Genomic DNA, 17,313 nt, shown 5'->3' with positions numbered 1-17,313 from the left:
AGAACACCCTTTCCATCACTTGAAAAAATCACTCGGCGTCTTGCCGAACTGCTTCTTGAACATGGTCGTGAATGCGCTTGGGCTGTCGTATCCCAGCTCCCCGGCGATGTCGATGATCTTCTCCCCGACGGCTATCCGTTCCAGCGCCAACAGCAGTCGCGCTTGCTGGCGCCATTGGCCGAAAGTCATGCCGGTTTCCTTGCGAAACCTGCGCTGGATGGTTTTGGCGTCGAGGCTCAACCGGGCGCTCCAGTCCGACAACGTCGAGCCATCCCCAGGGTCACGCTGCAACGCACTACAGATCAGGTTGATACGTTGGTCGGCGGGCTGCGGCAGGTTCAATGGCAAGGTCGGCAGGATCGTCAGCTCATCCAGGATCAGCCGCAGCACCCGGGCTTCCCGCGAGTCCGGATTGCAGGCGAAGTCGAAATCGACCGAGACCTTGATCAGCTCGCTCAGCAACGCGGAAACACTCACCGCCCGGGTTTCGGCGGGCAGATCCGGGCTCGCGTCAGGGTGCACGAAAACGCTGCGCATCTTGATCGCCCCCACACAGCGAATCGAGTGCACTTCTCCACTTGGCATCCAGATGCCACGGCTCGGCGGCACCGTCCATTGGCTGGTGGCGGCGTGCACCACCATCACGCCTTCGATGGCATAGATCAGTTGATGCTTTTCATGGGAGTGCGGCGGGATGAACCAGTTTTCCGGGTAGTCGGTCGCACTGCTGCGTACGCTCCAGCCGCCCTGGTCGATCTCCGCGAGAAATGTCTGCAATGGTTTGATCATGACGCCCTTTTTGCGATGGTCCATGCCCGAGTTGCGCGAGACGGGCGCCGTTGAGGCCCCTAGGATAACGCCGAACCCTGAAATTGGCTGCGCCTTGCGTTCGCAGTTCGCGTTTTTATCCGGAAACTCGCCTATGTCGACCACTACCCTGAGCTCTCCCTCACCCACCGCTTCGGTGGCCAGCCAGGCCAGCCCCCTGGTCATGCGCGTCATCGGCGCCTGTGCGCTGGCGCACCTGATCAACGACCTGATCCAGGCCGTGCTGCCGTCGATCTACCCGATGCTCAAGGCCAGTTATGGCCTGAGCTTCACCCAGGTCGGCCTGATCACCCTGACCTTCCAGCTCACCGCTTCACTGCTGCAACCGTGGATCGGTTTCTACACCGACCGTCATCCCAAACCGTGGCTGCTGCCGGCCGGCATGGTCTGCACCCTGATCGGTATTCTGATGCTGTCGATGGTCGGCAGCTTCCCGGCGATTCTCGTGGCCTCGGCACTGGTAGGGGTTGGCTCGTCGACCTTTCACCCGGAGACCTCACGGGTGGCGCGGCTGGCCTCGGGCGGTCGCTACGGCCTGGCGCAGTCGACCTTTCAGGTCGGGGGCAACGCCGGTAGCGCCTTCGGTCCGCTACTGGCCGCCGCGATCATCATTCCCTACGGCCAGGGCAACGTCGCCTGGTTCGGCCTGTTCGCGGTGTTCGCCATCCTCGTGCAATACGGCCTGAGCCGCTGGTACCGCAATCACCTGAACCTGTTCAAGCTCAAGCAAGGCAGCAAGGCCACCCACGGCCTGTCGAAACGGCGGGTGACATTCGCCCTGGTGGTGCTAGCGCTGCTGGTGTTTTCCAAATACTTCTACATGGCCAGCTTCACCAGTTACTTCACCTTCTACCTGATCGAGAAGTTCGACCTGTCGGTGGCCAGTTCGCAGCTGTACCTGTTCCTGTTTCTTGGCGCCGTCGCGGCGGGCACGTTCTTTGGTGGCCCGATCGGCGACCGGATCGGCCGCAAGCAGGTGATCTGGTTTTCCATCCTCGGCGCCGCGCCCTTCACCCTCGCCCTGCCCTACGTCGACCTGTTCTGGACGGGTGTGCTGAGCATGATCATCGGCTTCATCCTCGCCTCGGCGTTCTCGGCCATCGTGGTCTTCGCCCAGGAACTGGTGCCCGGCAACGTCGGCATGATCGCCGGGGTGTTCTTCGGCCTGATGTTCGGTTTCGGCGGGATCGGTGCCGCGCTGCTGGGGCACCTGGCGGATATCCATGGCATCGAGTACGTGTACACCTTGTGTTCGTTCCTGCCGTTGCTGGGGATTCTGACGATCCTGTTGCCTTCGACCCGGAGTGCTCGCTAAAGGATTCAGCCGATCATTTTTGATACCTGCCCTGTAGCACTCGGTAACACCAAGCCCTGTTGCGGTGCGTCTTTGCCACGACGCACCGCCAACCGCCGCGCTTCACACGGGCAATACCGCCATGGCGTACTTTGTGCATCCAAAGGCCATCCTCTTCTGCCTGTAGCCGCCATGCGCCCCAAGGAACTGAAACTCTGGACCACCGGTGTCGCCCACCTGCTCGACCTGCCTGCCGGGCATGGGCGGCTGTCGGGGTTGAGCCATTGGCTTCGGCAAATCTGCCCGGTGGATCATTTCGTGTTGTTTGTCTACGAAGGCAATCACCGGCCACTGGCGTTGTTCGATACGTTCTCTGCGGACAAGCGGGCGGTGTATGTCGACGACTATCAGTGCGGGCCTTACCTGCTGGATCCCTTCTACCTGGCTTGTACCCGTGGGCAGGCGCCGGGGCTGTGGCGTCTGCGCCAGTTCGCCCCCGACCACTTCTACCTCGGCGAGTACTTCCTGACCTATTACCAGCAAACCGGACTGGCCGAGGAAGTGGCGTTCTTCGTCGACCTCGGTGGTGGCGCCATGGCAGTGTTGTCGTTGATGCGCTCCAGCGCCAGTTGTGCGTTCAGCCGGGACGAAATGCAACTGGTCGAGTGCGCGCAAGCGGTGGTCGAGCAGGTCATCAATGAGGCCTGGCGCTTGCGTCAGGCTCAGGAACCGCGACCGGCGCAGGACCTGGACTTCAAGATCCGCGAAGCCTTCGACCACTTCGGTGCGCACATCCTCACCGGACGCGAGCAGGAAATCGTTCAACTGTTGCTGCGCGGCCACTCCAGCGCCTCGGTGGCCGAACAACTGAACATCAGCCCCGGCACGGTAAAGATTCACCGCAAGAACATCTACGCCAAGCTGGGCATCGGCAGCCAGTCGGAGTTGCTGGGGTTGTTTATTCGAGAGCTGACGGAGGATCCGTTGCAGGCCCCCGGCCTCAAGCTGCAAGCCTGATACCTGTCGGCTAGCAGCCCCCCCCCTGTGGGAGCGGGCTTGCTCGCGATTGCGGCCTTACATTCAACATCCATGTGTCTGACACACCGCCATCGCGAGCAAGCTCGCTCCCACAATGGTCGGCGGTGTAAACAAAATTTGTATTCACCTCAAATCCCTGTAGGAGCGAGCCCGCTCGCGATGGTCGTTAACGATTACGCGTGATGACTGGCTCAATGCAGTGCTCTTGAGTCCATCGCGAGCTCGCTCCTACAACAAGCAGCTCCTATCCCCCAAGGGATATATACACCGCAAAACCGCGATTGCTAGTTTGGCCCCCGACGCACTGATTCATCACTGCAAGGGAGCCCGTCTCGTGAACAACACCCCGCCAAGCGATATCGAATTCTGCAATGTGGTCAAACTCTATGGCGAGGTGCAGGCCGTCGGCGGTCTGAATTTCGCGGTGCAGCGTGGCTCGTTTCATTCCTTTCTCGGCGGCTCGGGCTGCGGCAAGACCACCACCTTGCGCATGATCGCCGGCTTCGAACAGCCCACCAGCGGCGAGGTCCGCTTGGCCGGCAAGAGCGTGGCCGGTGTGCCGGCGTTCGAGCGGCCGGTGAACATGGTGTTCCAGCATTACGCGCTGTTTCCGCACCTGACCGTGGCACAGAACATTGCCTATGGCCTGCGCTATCGCACCCCGCGCCCTGACAAAAAACAGCAACTGCGCATGGCCGATGAAGCGCTGGAGATGGTACGCCTGAGCGGCTTCGGCCAGCGCAAGCCGAGCGAACTGTCCGGCGGCCAGCAACAGCGTGTCGCCCTCGCCCGTGCGCTGGTGAACAAGCCGACGGTGTTGCTGCTCGACGAGCCACTGGCCGCGCTGGACCGCAAGCTGCGCAAGGAGATGCAATCGGAATTGCTGCGCTTGCAACGCGAGGTCGGCATCACCTTCGTGCTGGTCACCCACGACCAGGAAGAAGCCCTGTCGATGAGTGACAGCATCAGCGTGATGCACAACGGTTCGATCATCCAGACCGCCACTCCGGAACAACTCTATGAAGCCCCGGCCAGCCGCTACGTGGCGGATTTTATCGGTGAGTCCAATCTGTTCGACGGCACCGTGCGCCAGCTCAACGGCAACTCCGTGGTGCTGCGCACCGAGCAAGGGCTGGAACTGACCAGCCCCCTCACCCCCACCGGCAAAGCCCTGAGCGCCAACACCGCCGGTTGCATTGCGGTGCGGCCGGAGCTGATCAGCATCGCCGGGGCCAACGCCGAGATGACCCGGGAAGTGAAGCTGCCGGGCTGCGTTGAAGATCGCATTTATCTGGGCAATTCCACCGAGTACCGCGTGCGCACCCAGGCCTTTGGCGTGGTTTGCGTGCGGGTTCCGCGCCAGCAGGATCACGGCGCCAATGCATTCGAACACGGCGCGGCAGTGCGCGTCGGCTGGGATCACGCCAATGGCCTGGCCATGGCGTTGTAAATCATCGATTCGTTTCATCAACCGGATGTGGAGCGTGCTATGGACCAGAAGACTTTTATAAAAACCCTGCGCAGCTGGCAGAACGGCTCGATCAGCCGCCGTGAGTTCCTTGGCCGCACGGGCCTTGGGATCGCCGCCGCCGTGGTCGCGACCAACATGCCCGGCCTGCTGACCTCCACCGCAGAAGCCGCCGAGCAAACCAGGCTTGGTGATCGCCTGTCGCTGGCGACCTGGCCGAACTACCACAGCCAGGAAAACCTCGACGCCTTCGGCAAGACCACAGGCGCCCGGGTGTCGATGAGCGTGTTCGGTTCCAACGAGGAAATGCTCGCCAAATTACAGGCCGGCGGCAGTGGCTGGGACGTGCTGGTGCCGACCAACTACACCATCAGCACCTACGTCGGCCTGGGCCTGATCGAGCCGCTGGACCTGTCGCGCATCCCCAACTTCGACGCCTCGGCGTTCCAGCAGAAGTTCATGGCCCAGGGCACGGTGGACGGCAAGGTCTACGCGGTACCGAAAAACTGGGGCACCACCGGCATGCTCTACGACGCCGGCAAACTGAAGAACGGCCCAGCCAGCTGGAAGGAATTCTGGGCCGCCGCCCAAGGCCCGGCCAGTGGCCGGACAATGGTCCACGACTACCAGTTGACCGCCATCGGCAACGCGCTGAAAAGCTTCGGCTACAGCTTCAACTCCCTGGACCCGAAAGAACTGGCCGACGCGGAAAAACTGCTGATCGAGGTCAAGCCACACCTGTTCGCGATCAACTCCGACATCCAGCCGTCGATGCGCAGCGGCGATGCCTGGCTGGCGATGTCCTGGACCGGCGATGCTTCGCAACTGCACCGCGACAATGCGCAAATGCAGTTCGAACTGGGCAAGGAAGGTGGCGAGTTGTGGAGCGACTTCTTCGCGATTCCCAAAAGCTCGGAGCACAAGGATGCCGCCTACGCGTTCATCAACTACCTGCTCGATCCGCAGCACAACAAGCTGGAAGTGCTGAGCCACGGCTACCCGAGCGGCGACAAGCGTGTCGACGCGCTGCTGCCTGTGGCGATGCTCGACGATCCGATCATGTACCCGGCCGCCGAGGCCCTGAGCCCGCTGGAGTTCGGTGCCGCCGCGACGCTGACCAGCCCGGCGCGCGCCGAACTGATGGCGCGTTTCAAGTCCGCCTGATCGCTTGACCATGGCCAATGAGGAGTCACCCATGAATGCCGCCGCCCACCCGCAAACGGTGCAGCCGGGCCATGCCCTGTCGGTCGAGGTTCGCCAACGGCGCAGCCTCGGCCGGCGCATTACCCTGTTGATGCTCTTGCCTTCGACCCTGTGGTTCCTGCTGCTGTTGTTGATGCCGCTGGTGATCATCCTGGTCTTCAGTTTCGGCGAGCGCAGCGCCGTGGGCGGTTACGCCGGTGGCTTCACACTGGCCAACTACCTGAACCTCGGTTCTCGCGGCGCGGCCTTCAGCAACACGCTGATGCTGGCGCCGCTGGGCACCCTGGTGTGCCTTGTGGCGGCTTATCCATTGGCGTACTTCCTTGCGGTCAAGGTCACAAGGAACCGCTCGCTATTGCTGACCCTGGTGATCGTGCCGTTCTGGACCAGTTTCCTGATCCGCACCTACGCGTGGATTTTCATCCTCAGCGGCAAGGGCATCCCGGCGCTGCTGGCCAGCCTGGGTCTTGAGGATGTACGGCTGATCAACACGCCGTGGGCGGTGCTGATCGGCATCGTCTACGGCTACCTGCCGCTGATGGTGTTCCCGATCTACGTCAGCCTGGAAAAACTCGACAAACGCCTTCTCGAAGCCTCGGCGGACCTCGGTGCCAGCGCCTTCGAAAGCTTCCGCCGGATCACTCTGCCGCTGTCCGCGCCGGGGATCATCACCGGGGTGATGCTGGTGTTCATCCTGTTGATGGGCGAGTTCCTGATCCCGGCCATTCTCGGCGGCGGCAAAGTGTTCTTTGTCGGCAACGCGCTGGTCGACCTGTTCCTGCAATCGCGCAACTGGCCGTTCGGCAGTGCGCTGGCCATGACGTTGGTGGCGATGATGCTGCTGATCATCGGCGTGTATCTGAAACTGGTGGCGCGCTACGGCGGCAACCCTGCCGACGGAGGCCTGTGACATGTGGCTGCGCAGCTATTCAACCTCGCTGTACCTGTTTCTCTACGCGCCGATTGCCTTGATCGTGCTGTTCAGCTTCAACGCCGGACGCAGTGGCCTGGCGTTCCAGTGCTGCTCGGTGCAATGGTTCGGCACCGCGTTCGGCAACCCGTTCATCATGGAAGCCCTGGGCAACAGCGCGCTGATCGCCTTCAGTTCGGCGGTGATCGCCACGCTGTTCGGCACCCTGGCGGTGTTCGGCCTGCAGCGTTGCGGCGCCAAGGTGCGCCTGTTGTTCGACGCGCTGACCTATTGCGCGATCATCGTGCCGGGCATCGTCATCGGCATCTCGACGCTGATTGCCTTCATCAGCCTGTTCGACCTGATCAACCCGTTGCTGGCGAGCTGGTTGCCGACGGTACCGAAGTTGAACATGGGGTTCTTCACCGTGATCGCCGCGCATTCGCTTTTCACCATGGCACTGGTGATGGTGATCGTGCGCAGCCGCGTCGATTCCCTGGACAAGGCCTTGCTGGAAGCCTCCGCGGACCTGTACGCGCCACCGATGGACACCTTCTGGCGGGTGACCCTGCCGCAGATCAGCCCCGCGATCATGGCCGGGTTCCTGTTGGCGTTCACCTTCAGCTTCGACGATTTCATCATCGCGTTCTTCGTTGCCGGTTCCGAAACGACGTTGCCGATCTACATCTTTTCCTCCATCCGCCGTGGCGTGACGCCGGAGATCAACGCAATTTCCACGGTAATCATCTGCGTGTCACTGGCCCTGCTGTTCACTTCCCGCCATCTGCAAAACCGCCGCACCGGCGTCCAGGAGTCGCACCATGCGTGATCAGCTCTATATCAACGGCGAATGGGTCAGCCCGGACCTGGGCGGCTATCTGGACGTGATTGATCCGGCCACCGAGCAAGTCTTCCACCGCGTGGCGGCAGGCACTGAAGAAGACGTCGACCATGCCGTGCGTGCGGCCCGTCGCGCCTTTGACAATGGCTGGGGCCAGACCAGCGGCGCCGAGCGCGGGCAATGGCTGGAGGCGCTGGCCGATGAACTGGAAAGTGGCCAGCAGGCGCTGGCGGAACTGGAAGTGCGCGACAACGGCAAACCTTTGCCCGAAGCGCAGTGGGACATTGGCGATGCTATTGGTTGCTTCCGTTATTACGCCGGGTTGGCCCGCGAACTGGATCAGCAACAGGATCAGCCGCTAGACTTGCCGGACGCGCGTTTCCGCTGCCGCATCCGCCACGAACCGATTGGCGTGGCCGGGCAGATCATTCCCTGGAACTACCCGCTGCTGATGGCCGCGTGGAAAGTTGCGCCAGCTTTGGCTGCCGGGGCCACTGTGGTGTTGAAGCCGTCGGAACTGACGCCGCTGACCGCCCTGGAACTGGCCGCTGCCGCCGATCGTATCGGCTTGCCCGCCGGGGTCTTGAACCTGGTCACCGGCCTCGGCACCGATGCCGGCAGCCCGCTCACCGAGCATCCGGGGGTGGACAAACTGGCCTTCACCGGCAGCGTGCCCACCGGCGCGAAAATCATGTCGGCGGCGGCCCGCGACATCAAGAACATCAGCCTGGAACTGGGCGGCAAGTCTGCCTTTATCGTGTTCGACGACGCCGATGTCGAAGCCGCCGTGGAGTGGATTTTGTTCGGGATTTTCTGGAACCAGGGCCAGGTGTGCAGCGCCACGTCTCGTCTGCTGGTGCAGGAAACCATCGCTGCGCGCCTGATCGAACGGCTGGTGGAGGAAACCCGCAAGATCAGCATTGGCCCAGGCATGCAGCCCGGCGTGCTGCTCGGTCCGCTGGTCAGCCAGGGGCAGTACGACAAGGTGCTCGGCTTCATCGACCAGGGCCTGGCCAGTGGCGCCCGTTTGCTCACGGGCGGACGGCGACCGGCGCACTTGCGCGAAGGTTACTTCGTCGAGCCAGCGATTTTCGACGAGCCTGGCCACAGCAGCATTTTGTGGCGCGAAGAAGTGTTCGGCCCGGTGCTGTGCATCAAGCGCTTCAAGACCGAAGAGCAAGCGCTGCAAATGGCCAACGCCAGTCGCTTCGGCCTGGCCGCTGCCGTGATGAGCGCGGACTTGCAGCGCACCACCCGGGTCGCCAACCAGCTGCGCGCCGGGATCGTCTGGGTCAACTGCTCGCAACCGACCTTCGTCGAAGCCCCCTGGGGCGGCATGAAACACAGCGGCATCGGCCGCGAACTGGGCCAATGGGGGCTACACAATTACCTGGAGGTCAAACAGGTGACCGAGTACGTCAGCGACCAGCCTTGGGGGTGGTACTTGAAGTAAGCAGGTCAAACTGTGGGAGCGAACTTGCTCGCGATAGCGGTGGGTCAGCCAATATCTTTGTTGGATGTGCCGGCCTCTTCGCGAGCAAGCCCGCTCCCACAGGGATGGTGGCCGGTCGTTAAATTGGCGTTCACCGAAAGTCAAAACTGTGGGAGCGAGCTTGCTCGCGATAGCGGTGGGTCAGCCAATATCTTTGTTGGATGTGCCGGCCTCTTCGCGGGCAAGCCCGCTCCCACAGGGATGGTGGCAGGTCGTTGGATTGGCGTTCACCGAAAGTCAAAACTGTGGGAGCGAGCTTGCTCGCTCCCACAGGGATGGTGGCAGGTCGTTGGATTAGCGTTCACTGAAGATCAAAAACTGTGGGAGCGAGCTTGCTCGCGATAGCGGTGGGTCAGCCAATATCTTTGTTGGATGTGCCGGCCTCTTCGCGGGCAAGCCCGCTCCCACAGGGATGGTGGCCAACCGCAGGATTGGCGTTCACTGAAGATCAAAACTGTGGGAGCGGGCTTGCTCGCGATAGCGGTGGGTCAGCCAATATCTTTGTTGGATGTGCCGGCCTCTTCGCGGGCAAGCCCGCTCCCACAGGGATGGTGGCCAACCGCAGGATTGGCGTTCACTGAAGATCAGAACTGTGGGAGCGAGCTTGCTCGCGATAGCGGTGGGTCAGCCAGTATCTATGTTGGATGTGCCGGCCTCTTCGCGGGCAAGCCCGCTCCCACAGTGTCCCGGGATTAGCTGACTGGCATTAGCCTCTGGAGAGCCGCTTTTTTTCAGGACTGTCCCGTCCTAAAAACCTTTATCAAAGCGGAATGAGGCGCCGTAAGCAGAGTCCGGTAAATGGCTGGCGCCATCGTCCCGTAACCGCGAACGGAAAGTACCGCTCTGTGGCTGGGTACGATACAAGCCGCGTTTTTGCAGTTCAGGAATGATCAGTTCAACGAAGTCCTCAAGGCTGCCCGGGCTGATCAGCGGGTTGAGCATGTAGCCGCTGGTGCCGGAAATACGGGCGTGTTCTTCGATCCGATCGGCCACTTGTTGCGGCGTTCCCACCAGAATCAGATCACTGCCCCGGGTGACTTTGGCAAAGCGCTGTTTGACATCGCCGGCGGTCAAGGGCTTGCCACTGCCATCAGGACGCATCACATAGGAAGTCATGCCTTCGGTGTGAGTGGACAACGCGTCGCTGTCCGCGTAGCGGCTGATGTCGATACCGGTATCACCGGCATAACTCACCAGTTGCGCCTGCAAGTGATAGTTGCTTTGCAGTTCGTCATATTTGCGTTGGGCTTCGATCTCGGTCCTGGCCGTGACGATGCGAAGTACTGTCAGTGATTTGACATCCCCGGCATCACGCCCCCGTGCCCTGGCCTGCGTCCATATATCTTCCAATCCCTGGCGAATCTCCAGCGGGTTGGACTTGGCGATGAAAATCAGTTCGGCGTGCTTGGCTGCAAACTCGCGGCCGCGGCCTGACCAACCGGCCTGGATCAGCAAGGGTGTGCGTTGCGGTGACGGGGACGTCAAATGCGGCCCGGCCACCCGGTAATGCTCGCCAACATGATTGATCGGTCGCACGCGATCGCCCTTGGCATAGACTTGGCGAGACTTGTCGGCAACCACGGCATCGTTTGCCCAGCTGCCTTCCCAGAGTTTGTAGACCACATCGAGAAATTCGTCTGCGCGTTCATAGCGATCATCGTGCTTGATCATCTGCTCCAGGCCGAAGTTGCGAGCGGCGCTGGTCAGGTAGGAGGTGACGATGTTCCAGCCGACCCGGCCATTGGTCATGTGGTCCAGCGTGCTGAAGCGCCGGGCATGGGTGAAAGGATGCTCGTAACTGGTGGTGACAGTGACGCCGAATGCGAGGTTTTCCGTCACGGCGGCCAATGCCGGGATGATCATCAACGGGTCGTTGGCCGGTGCTTCCACCGCCCACTTCATGGCCGCGTCGGCATTACCGCCAAACACATCGTAGAAACCCAGCACATCACCAAAAAACAGCATGTCGAGATGAGCCTGGTCGGCGATGCGTGCCAGGTTCGACCAGTAGCCCAGCGAGTTGATGGTCAGTCGCTCGTCGGCCGGGTGCGTCCAGAGGCTCGGCGCGCCGCCACAGCCAACGCTGGCTTGCTCGTATAACGCAAACAACAGAGGTTTTGGATCGGACATCGTAGTACCTGTAAAAAGTCATTAAACGGACGGGTCAGCGCTGATGCTTGAAACCTTTGCCGTAGTGGCGTTCAAGACGGTTCTGTATCAACTCCAGTCCAATGGACAGGAGCCAATAGATAACGGCTGCGGTGGTGAGCATTTCGATGTAGCGATAAGACGAGCGACCGTACGACTGCGCCAGGAACATCACTTCCCAGACCCCCATCACCGATATCAACGATGAGTCCTTGAGCATTGATATGAACTGACTGGTTGTCGGGGGAATGATCGTGCGCATGGCTTGCGGCAGGACGATGTGCAGGAACGTTGCCGCCGGCCCCAGCCCCAGAGCCATCGCGGCTTCGCGCTGTCCGGGTGCTACAGCCATGATGCCGGCACGAAAAATCTCGCTGAGGTAGGCACCGTAATTGAGCGACAGCGCAATGATTCCCGCGCTGATGGCGCCCGGCACGACCCCCAACTGCGGCAGACCCAGGTAGATCAGCAGGATCTGGATCAACAGTGGAGTACCGCGAAAAAAAGACGCATAGAAACTGGCAACGCCGAAAGCCACTGCACTGCGAGACAGGCGCGCCAGCGCCGTCACGAAGCCAAGGAGCAACGAAAGCCAGATCGAACAGAAGCACAGGAACAGTGTCAGCGCGGCGCCTTGCAAGAAACCGTCAGGCCCCAAATGCAGGCCGACCAGATTGGGCAGCTTCTGCACAATGATCGAGAACTTCAGATCGAAGCTCATGAAAAACATGACGCACAGGCCAAACAGCACTGCCCAGGTCAAATACAGGCGAGTGCGAAAACCAGGTAGCGGGCTGAAACGACGCGACTCGGTCTCGGGGGCGACAGCCGTCTTGGCCGGGTGTGGATTGAGGGCTGTCATTGGCTGATATCGGCACCGATCCACTTCTGTGAAATCTTGCTTAATGTGCCGTCGGCCTTGAGCTGGGTGACGACCTCAGTGACTTTGGCATTCCATTGCGGATCACCCTTTTCGATCGCTACCACGTTGGGCTCTGCATACAGCGTGTCGCCGGCAATTTTAAAGCGAGGATCCTGGGCGATGCGTTCGCGAGCAGTGATGAGGTTGGTGACCATGGCATCCAGGCGCACGCCCGTGCCCAAGGCCAGATCCTGGAAAGCTACCGTTTCGTTGTCGTATGGCGCGATCTGGACGCTTTCGAATGGATAGCTCAACGGCTTGTCCTCGGCGCCCTCAATCACCAGATCCTTGTTCAAATAGGCTTCATAGGTCGACGCACTGATCACGCCGACTTTTTTACCTGACAGATCCTTGCCCGTGACAATGTTCTTGTCTTTGGCATTGACCACGATCACGGCCGGTGACTGGTAATACGCCACCGGAAAGTCGAACACTTCGGCCCGTGCCTTGCTCGGGGTCATCGAGCAGACGCAGATGTCATATCGTCCGTTCCAGCGGCCGGCAGCGATGACATCCCAAGACGGTGTCTGCAGCTTCAGCTTCACCCCTAGCCGTTGCGCAACGGCCTTGGCGACATCGACGTCAAACCCGTCCAGTTGGTTCTGTTCATTGAGAAAGGAGAATGGCGGATAGCTTTCCATCAGAACGCCGGTCAGCTCCCCGCTCCTGGTTATGCGATCCAGAGTGGGGCCCGCCAAAGCCGTCGAGCAGGTAGCCAGTAATGCCAAGCCAAAAGGTAAAAGCGCCTTAGTTTTCACAGACAAGTGCTCCAATCGATTCAAAATACTGAATAGATTAAAACGCACTATAAAAACAGTTTGTACTAGCTTTATGGAATATAAGACTGCGTTCAAGCTATATTGGATCAAGCGGTTCAGGTGCTTGAACCGCTGACTCTTGGTGGCAAGCAACACCCCGACAAATCCGGTCGGGCGCTGCCCTTTGCTCAGCGATAGCAATCGAGCAGGCGTGCGGCGACTTCCTTCAACTGCGCGTCGGCCAGACGGTTGATCCCGGCAGCACGCTTGCGCCCGCCCCCCGTGGGAAACTGCCGGCAGAAGGCATCCGCCGCCAGCCCGGCCTCTTCCGGTACCCGCAGGCTGAACGCCCAGTCGCCATCCGCCCTGGCGCTGAGCAAGCCGATCGCCTTGCGTGGCGCACCGGCCGCCAGCTGGTTGGCCAGCACACCACTGACCCGCCGCGCCCAGGGTTGCGCGGGCAGGCGGTACAGCTGCGCGCCACGGCCCTCGTGCCAGGGTACAAGGCCTGCGGCTGCAGCCATGTCGGCGGCGTGGCCGGTGCGCAGGGTGGTGAAGCTTGTGCTGTGGCGGATGAAGTCCAGCGGGTCGTGGTAAGGCAGCAGCTCGGCGGCCAGGGCCAGCGGCTCGAAGTGCAGGTCCGACAGGCTGTCGCCATAGGCGTTGTAGTTGAGCAGCAGGCCCAGTTCCTCCAGGGCCTGCACCTCGTTGCTGGCCAGGCCATGCTGCGTCGCCAGCACCCGGGCCGGGCCGGCCAGGCCGTCACCAAAGGCGGCGGCCACCGCCCAGCGGTGATGACGCCCGTCCAGGTAGGTGTTGACCAGCAGGCTGGTACACACCTGGGCGGCCGTGTCGATGAAGGATTCGAATGCCGGATGCTGTGGCAGTTCACCGGCAAAGTGGTGGTCGAAGTAGCGTACCCGGGTGCCGGCGTCGAGCAGGCGCCGGGTGGCCTCGCGGTTCTGCTCGTGGGCCACGTCCAGCACCGTGACCCGCTCGCCGGGCCCGGCCTGGACCCGGCGCAACAACTCGATGTCGCGCTTGACCCCGCTGACCAGGCGCACCTGCGGATCCAGTTCGCCAGCCAGGCGCAACTGCTGCAGGGCGCACAGACCGTCGGCATCGCCGTTGAAAGCGCAGTGATCGATTGTGTTCATCTGCCCTGCTCCTCAGTACATGACTTCGCCGCCGTTGGCATCGAGTTGCGCGCCATTGATCGCACTGGCGTAGTCCGATGCCAGAAACAACGCAGCGCGGGCGCACTCCTCGTCGCTGCGCATGCGCCCGCCGGGGATACCGGCACTGAACTCAGCGCGCACCTGCTCTTCGCTGACACCCCGGGCGGCAGCACTCTGACGTACCAGGGCCTGCACCGGCTCGCCCCACATCCAGCCACAGGCCAGAGCGTTGACCCGCAAACCGTGGGCCGCCTGCTCGCTGGCCAGGTAGCGCACACTGGCCGCCAGGGCGCTTTTCGACGCGGCATAGGCCGCGCCCCCCTGATACGGTTTGCGCACACCCAGGGTGTTGATCATGACGATCGCCCCCGCGCCCTGCGCGCGCATTGGCGCCAGCACCGCGCGGCTCATGTTCAGCGAGCCCAGCAGGTTGACCTCCAGGGCCTCGCGCAGCGGGTCGTTGTCCGCCTCGTCCACCGCCTGGAAACCACCATGGGAAAAGGCGCTGTTGATCAGCGCATCGATACGGCCGAATTGCTCGAGGGTGGCTTCGGCGAAACGATTGCAGGCCTGCACATCGGTGATGTCGGTGGCCACGCACAGCACTTCGCAATGCCCGGCGACCGCCTTGATGCGCTGTTGCGCCTCAAGCAGTCGGCCCTTGTCGCGGGCGCCGATGGCCACGGCCCGCGCCCCTTCGCGCGCGGCCTCCAGGGCCAGTTTGATACCCAGCCCGGGGCCGACGCCCGAGACCATCACGACTTTGTCTTTAAGCAGCATGGGATGAATCCTCTTATTGTTATGGGGCAGGCTCAGGCGCTCAGATGCCGGGCGCGGTACTCGGCGTAGTCACGCTGCAGCAGCGCATCGCTGAGGCCGAACTGGTCAGGGCTGTAGTGATGGGCAGCGCGTTTTTCCCGGCCATTGACGGACAACCATTGGCCCATCGCCGCCTGAACCTTTGCCGTGCATTCAAGGCCGGCGAAGCGATAGATGCGCTCGACCACGGCCTGAGGCGCGGCCAGGGTGTCTTCGAACTGCACATCGAGAAAGCGCCCGGCCGGCATGCCCTCGCGCACCGCCATGGCATGGCGCAAGGCCCGCGCCATGCGCCGGTTCCACTGTTCGCCGACGGCTTGGGAATCGGCCTGGTCGCTGTACAACTGCCACAGGGTATGGATGAAGCTGGCCAGCGAGGGAATGGTCCTGGCCGGTTCGCGATGGGTGAGCACCACCTGCGCACCGGGGAACACTTCGAACAACAGCTCCAGGGTATGCAGGTGCTGCGGGCTCTTGAGCAACCAGCGCCGGCCGGGGGCGATGCCACGGCGTGCCTGCTGCCATTGCAGGAACTGCAGGGAGCGCTTGAGGTAACGGTAGACCTGGGTCTGGTCCTGACGGTCGAGCCAGGCGGTGTAGCTGGGGACGTTGACGTAGGAGTCCATGGCGCAGAGGAACGAGTGCTCCATCAGCATGAACTCTTCGTCGGGCTGCTCGGCGTCCAGTGGGTGAATGGCCAGCAGTTGCGGAAGGAACTCGACCATCGCCGCGACTTCGGCGCGCGCCCGACCTAGGCGCTGCAACGGCTGCTCCACGGTCTCCCCGTCGAGGGGCGCCGGGTAGCGGGTTTCCCACCACTGCGCCTTGCTGAACTGCGGGTCCACCGCCAGGGTGCGTTGCAGCAGCGTGGTGCCGGTGCGTGGCAGGCCGACGATCACCAGTGGGTCGTTGATTTCCAGCTCGAGGATTTGTGGGTAACGCCGACAGTGATCCTCGATGATCAGACGGTTGACCAGTTGCGCCAACAGTTTCTCACGCAACAGTCCGCGCCCCGACACGGATAGCCGCGCTTCTTTTTCCAGGGCGTCAGCCAGCACCACCAGGCCCTGGCGAAAATCGCCGGGGCCGAAATCGTCGAGGCCGCCCGCACGTGCGCAAGCTTCAGCCAGCAAGGTATCCAGGGCGAAGTCATTGGCACTCATCGCACAAGCTCCTTCAGATCATTGAGTTTGACCACGCGTGTCGTTGGCTGCACCGGCTGCTTTGCTCCCACCCATCGCAGGCAGAGGGTGCCATGGGGATGGCCGGCAGTTTCCAGCCAGTTCGCCAGACCAGGGTCAACGCAGCAGAGGATCATGCGCAAGCGGCCATCCGCCTCCAGTTGCGCCGACTGTTTGTTCAGACAGATGCGGTGGTAGCGGTAGTCGAGCGACTCCATCCAGTAGTTGTTGATCTGCACGTTCCAGAAATCGCAGTCGGGCACCTGATCGACCTCGATCAGCAATGCCTCGTCATCAGCCAGAGCCCAGTAGGAGTGGTAATAGAAAATGTTCGGGTCGCCCCCCACCGACTGGCACAGTGCCTGGTCGGCGGCGGGCAGTTGATTGGTGTGTTTCTGATAACCCTGAGCCCAGTCGGCGAATAACCGCGCGGTGTTCTCGACGAAACTTCCCACCCGCTGCAGGCTTTGTTGCAAGCGCGGCGCATTCAGCGGTTCGGGTGTCTGGCGGGCATTGAGGCGTTCAATGCGCAGTTGCGCCGGCTGCTCGCTGCTACGGTCCAGAAAGGTTTGGCGGACAATCAAGGCATTGCTCTGCGGTTCGAGCCGCAGCCAGTTACCGATGCCGGGTGGATGCTGGCTGAGGATGATTTCGAAGTTGCCTTCGGCATCCGACTGCAACATGCCTGCATCGAGAAAGCCGGTCTGGATCATCTTTCCATCCGTCTCGTAGCCCCCCTTCTGGGAGCCGAAACTGAGGTAGGCAACACTGCCGCGCTGGCCGCTGACCCGATACTCATGCGCGCCGTTGAGACGCGCATAGCTATACAGATTATCGGGGTTGTCGGCGCCAATTTTCGCGGTTTCATGGGAGGGAGTGATGAAGCCCGGGAAGTCCGGATCGGCAAATTCCAGGTGCATTTCCAATGCAATGCGCAGCAAGCGCGTGAGATAGCGAAATCCTTCGGCGCGGGTCTGCACATCGGCCGGAGCCTCGGCGCGCAATATTTGCTCGCCGCTGCGCCGCAGTTGCTCGCAGAAGAGGTTCCAGCTTTCGCCGCTGAGCACCTCCTGATCGATCCTGTCTGTAACCATGTCGGTCTCCTCTGTTGGCGGAAAGCCCGCCGCTGCCAGTGACCTTAGGGAGCACCCCCTTGCCGATTCTTCGTCCAAGCGGACTAAATCGCCTGCTAGTCCGCACGGACGAGGAGCCGTGCGCCGCGAGCGGCGAGGA

General features: G+C 61.8%; 15 protein-coding genes. 7 read left to right on the top strand and 8 right to left on the bottom strand.

Translation table 11 applies throughout. From position 1 onward, the window contains the following. Nucleotides 1-15: 15 nt before the first annotated feature. Complete coding sequence (locus tag KGA98_RS08780; protein WP_057715259.1) at nt 16-789, bottom strand: AraC family transcriptional regulator; 774 nt, start codon at nt 787-789, stop codon at nt 16-18. A gap of 133 nt (nt 790-922) precedes the next feature. On the opposite strand from KGA98_RS08780, the gene KGA98_RS08775 reads away from it, so the two are divergent. The 7 genes from KGA98_RS08775 (at nt 923) to KGA98_RS08745 (ending at nt 9,035) form a co-directional block, all read left to right on the top strand. Further along, entirely contained in the window at nt 923-2,143 is a 1,221-nt protein-coding gene (locus tag KGA98_RS08775) for an MFS transporter (RefSeq protein ID WP_056727878.1), read from the top strand. A gap of 171 nt (nt 2,144-2,314) precedes the next feature. Further along, nucleotides 2,315-3,139: a response regulator transcription factor gene (locus tag KGA98_RS08770; RefSeq protein ID WP_150814504.1), complete on the top strand. Its 825-nt coding sequence runs from the start codon at nt 2,315-2,317 to the stop codon at nt 3,137-3,139. 355 nt (nt 3,140-3,494) lie between these two features. Beyond that, on the top strand, nt 3,495-4,610 hold the full coding sequence (locus tag KGA98_RS08765; protein ID WP_223502093.1) for an ABC transporter ATP-binding protein: 1,116 nt from the start codon (nt 3,495-3,497) through the stop codon (nt 4,608-4,610). Between the two features lie 39 nt (nt 4,611-4,649). After that, nucleotides 4,650-5,792 carry a PotD/PotF family extracellular solute-binding protein gene (locus KGA98_RS08760; protein WP_057715263.1) on the top strand — a complete coding sequence of 381 codons (1,143 nt, stop codon included), beginning with the start codon at nt 4,650-4,652 and terminating at the stop codon, nt 5,790-5,792. Between the two features lie 31 nt (nt 5,793-5,823). Then, nucleotides 5,824-6,741, top strand: a complete 918-nt coding sequence (locus KGA98_RS08755; protein ID WP_223502092.1) for an ABC transporter permease — start codon at nt 5,824-5,826, stop codon at nt 6,739-6,741. Between the two features lies 1 nt (nt 6,742). Continuing rightward, nucleotides 6,743-7,570: an ABC transporter permease gene (locus KGA98_RS08750; RefSeq protein ID WP_015095519.1), complete on the top strand. Its 828-nt coding sequence runs from the start codon at nt 6,743-6,745 to the stop codon at nt 7,568-7,570. Continuing rightward, nucleotides 7,563-9,035, top strand: coding sequence for an aldehyde dehydrogenase family protein (locus KGA98_RS08745; RefSeq protein WP_223502091.1), 1,473 nt, complete (start codon nt 7,563-7,565; stop codon nt 9,033-9,035). Before KGA98_RS08750 ends, KGA98_RS08745 begins: the two co-directional genes overlap by 8 nt. A 786-nt stretch (nt 9,036-9,821) precedes the next feature. Here the strand turns inward: KGA98_RS08745 and KGA98_RS08740 are convergent. The 7 genes from KGA98_RS08740 to KGA98_RS08710 form a co-directional block, all read right to left on the bottom strand. Further along, nucleotides 9,822-11,204 (bottom strand): LLM class flavin-dependent oxidoreductase, encoded by a 1,383-nt coding sequence (locus KGA98_RS08740; protein ID WP_223502090.1) that lies wholly within the window; start codon nt 11,202-11,204, stop codon nt 9,822-9,824. A 34-nt stretch (nt 11,205-11,238) separates the two neighbouring features. Next, nucleotides 11,239-12,084, bottom strand: coding sequence for an amino acid ABC transporter permease (locus KGA98_RS08735; RefSeq protein WP_223502089.1), 846 nt, complete (start codon nt 12,082-12,084; stop codon nt 11,239-11,241). Continuing rightward, nucleotides 12,081-12,902, bottom strand: a complete 822-nt coding sequence (locus KGA98_RS08730; RefSeq protein WP_223502088.1) for an ABC transporter substrate-binding protein — start codon at nt 12,900-12,902, stop codon at nt 12,081-12,083. The genes KGA98_RS08735 and KGA98_RS08730 overlap by 4 nt, the downstream gene beginning before the upstream one ends. Nucleotides 12,903-13,090: 188 nt before the next feature. Next, nucleotides 13,091-14,059, bottom strand: a complete 969-nt coding sequence (locus tag KGA98_RS08725; protein ID WP_223502087.1) for a DHH family phosphoesterase — start codon at nt 14,057-14,059, stop codon at nt 13,091-13,093. A gap of 12 nt (nt 14,060-14,071) precedes the next feature. Next, nucleotides 14,072-14,860: an SDR family oxidoreductase gene (locus KGA98_RS08720; RefSeq protein ID WP_223502086.1), complete on the bottom strand. Its 789-nt coding sequence runs from the start codon at nt 14,858-14,860 to the stop codon at nt 14,072-14,074. A gap of 32 nt (nt 14,861-14,892) precedes the next feature. Then, nucleotides 14,893-16,062 carry a sulfotransferase family protein gene (locus KGA98_RS08715; RefSeq protein ID WP_223502085.1) on the bottom strand — a complete coding sequence of 390 codons (1,170 nt, stop codon included), beginning with the start codon at nt 16,060-16,062 and terminating at the stop codon, nt 14,893-14,895. Then, nucleotides 16,059-17,174, bottom strand: a complete 1,116-nt coding sequence (locus KGA98_RS08710) for a DUF1214 domain-containing protein (protein WP_159389773.1) — start codon at nt 17,172-17,174, stop codon at nt 16,059-16,061. Before KGA98_RS08710 ends, KGA98_RS08715 begins: the two co-directional genes overlap by 4 nt. Between the last annotated feature and the right edge of the window lie 139 nt (nt 17,175-17,313).

Origin of the sequence: Pseudomonas sp. BF-R-24 (genome assembly GCF_019947335.1) — a bacterium.
Lineage (GTDB): Bacteria > Pseudomonadota > Gammaproteobacteria > Pseudomonadales > Pseudomonadaceae > Aquipseudomonas > Aquipseudomonas jessenii.
The sequence above is the reverse complement of the archived record's forward strand: the minus strand, read 5'-3'. Positions and strand labels throughout refer to the sequence as shown.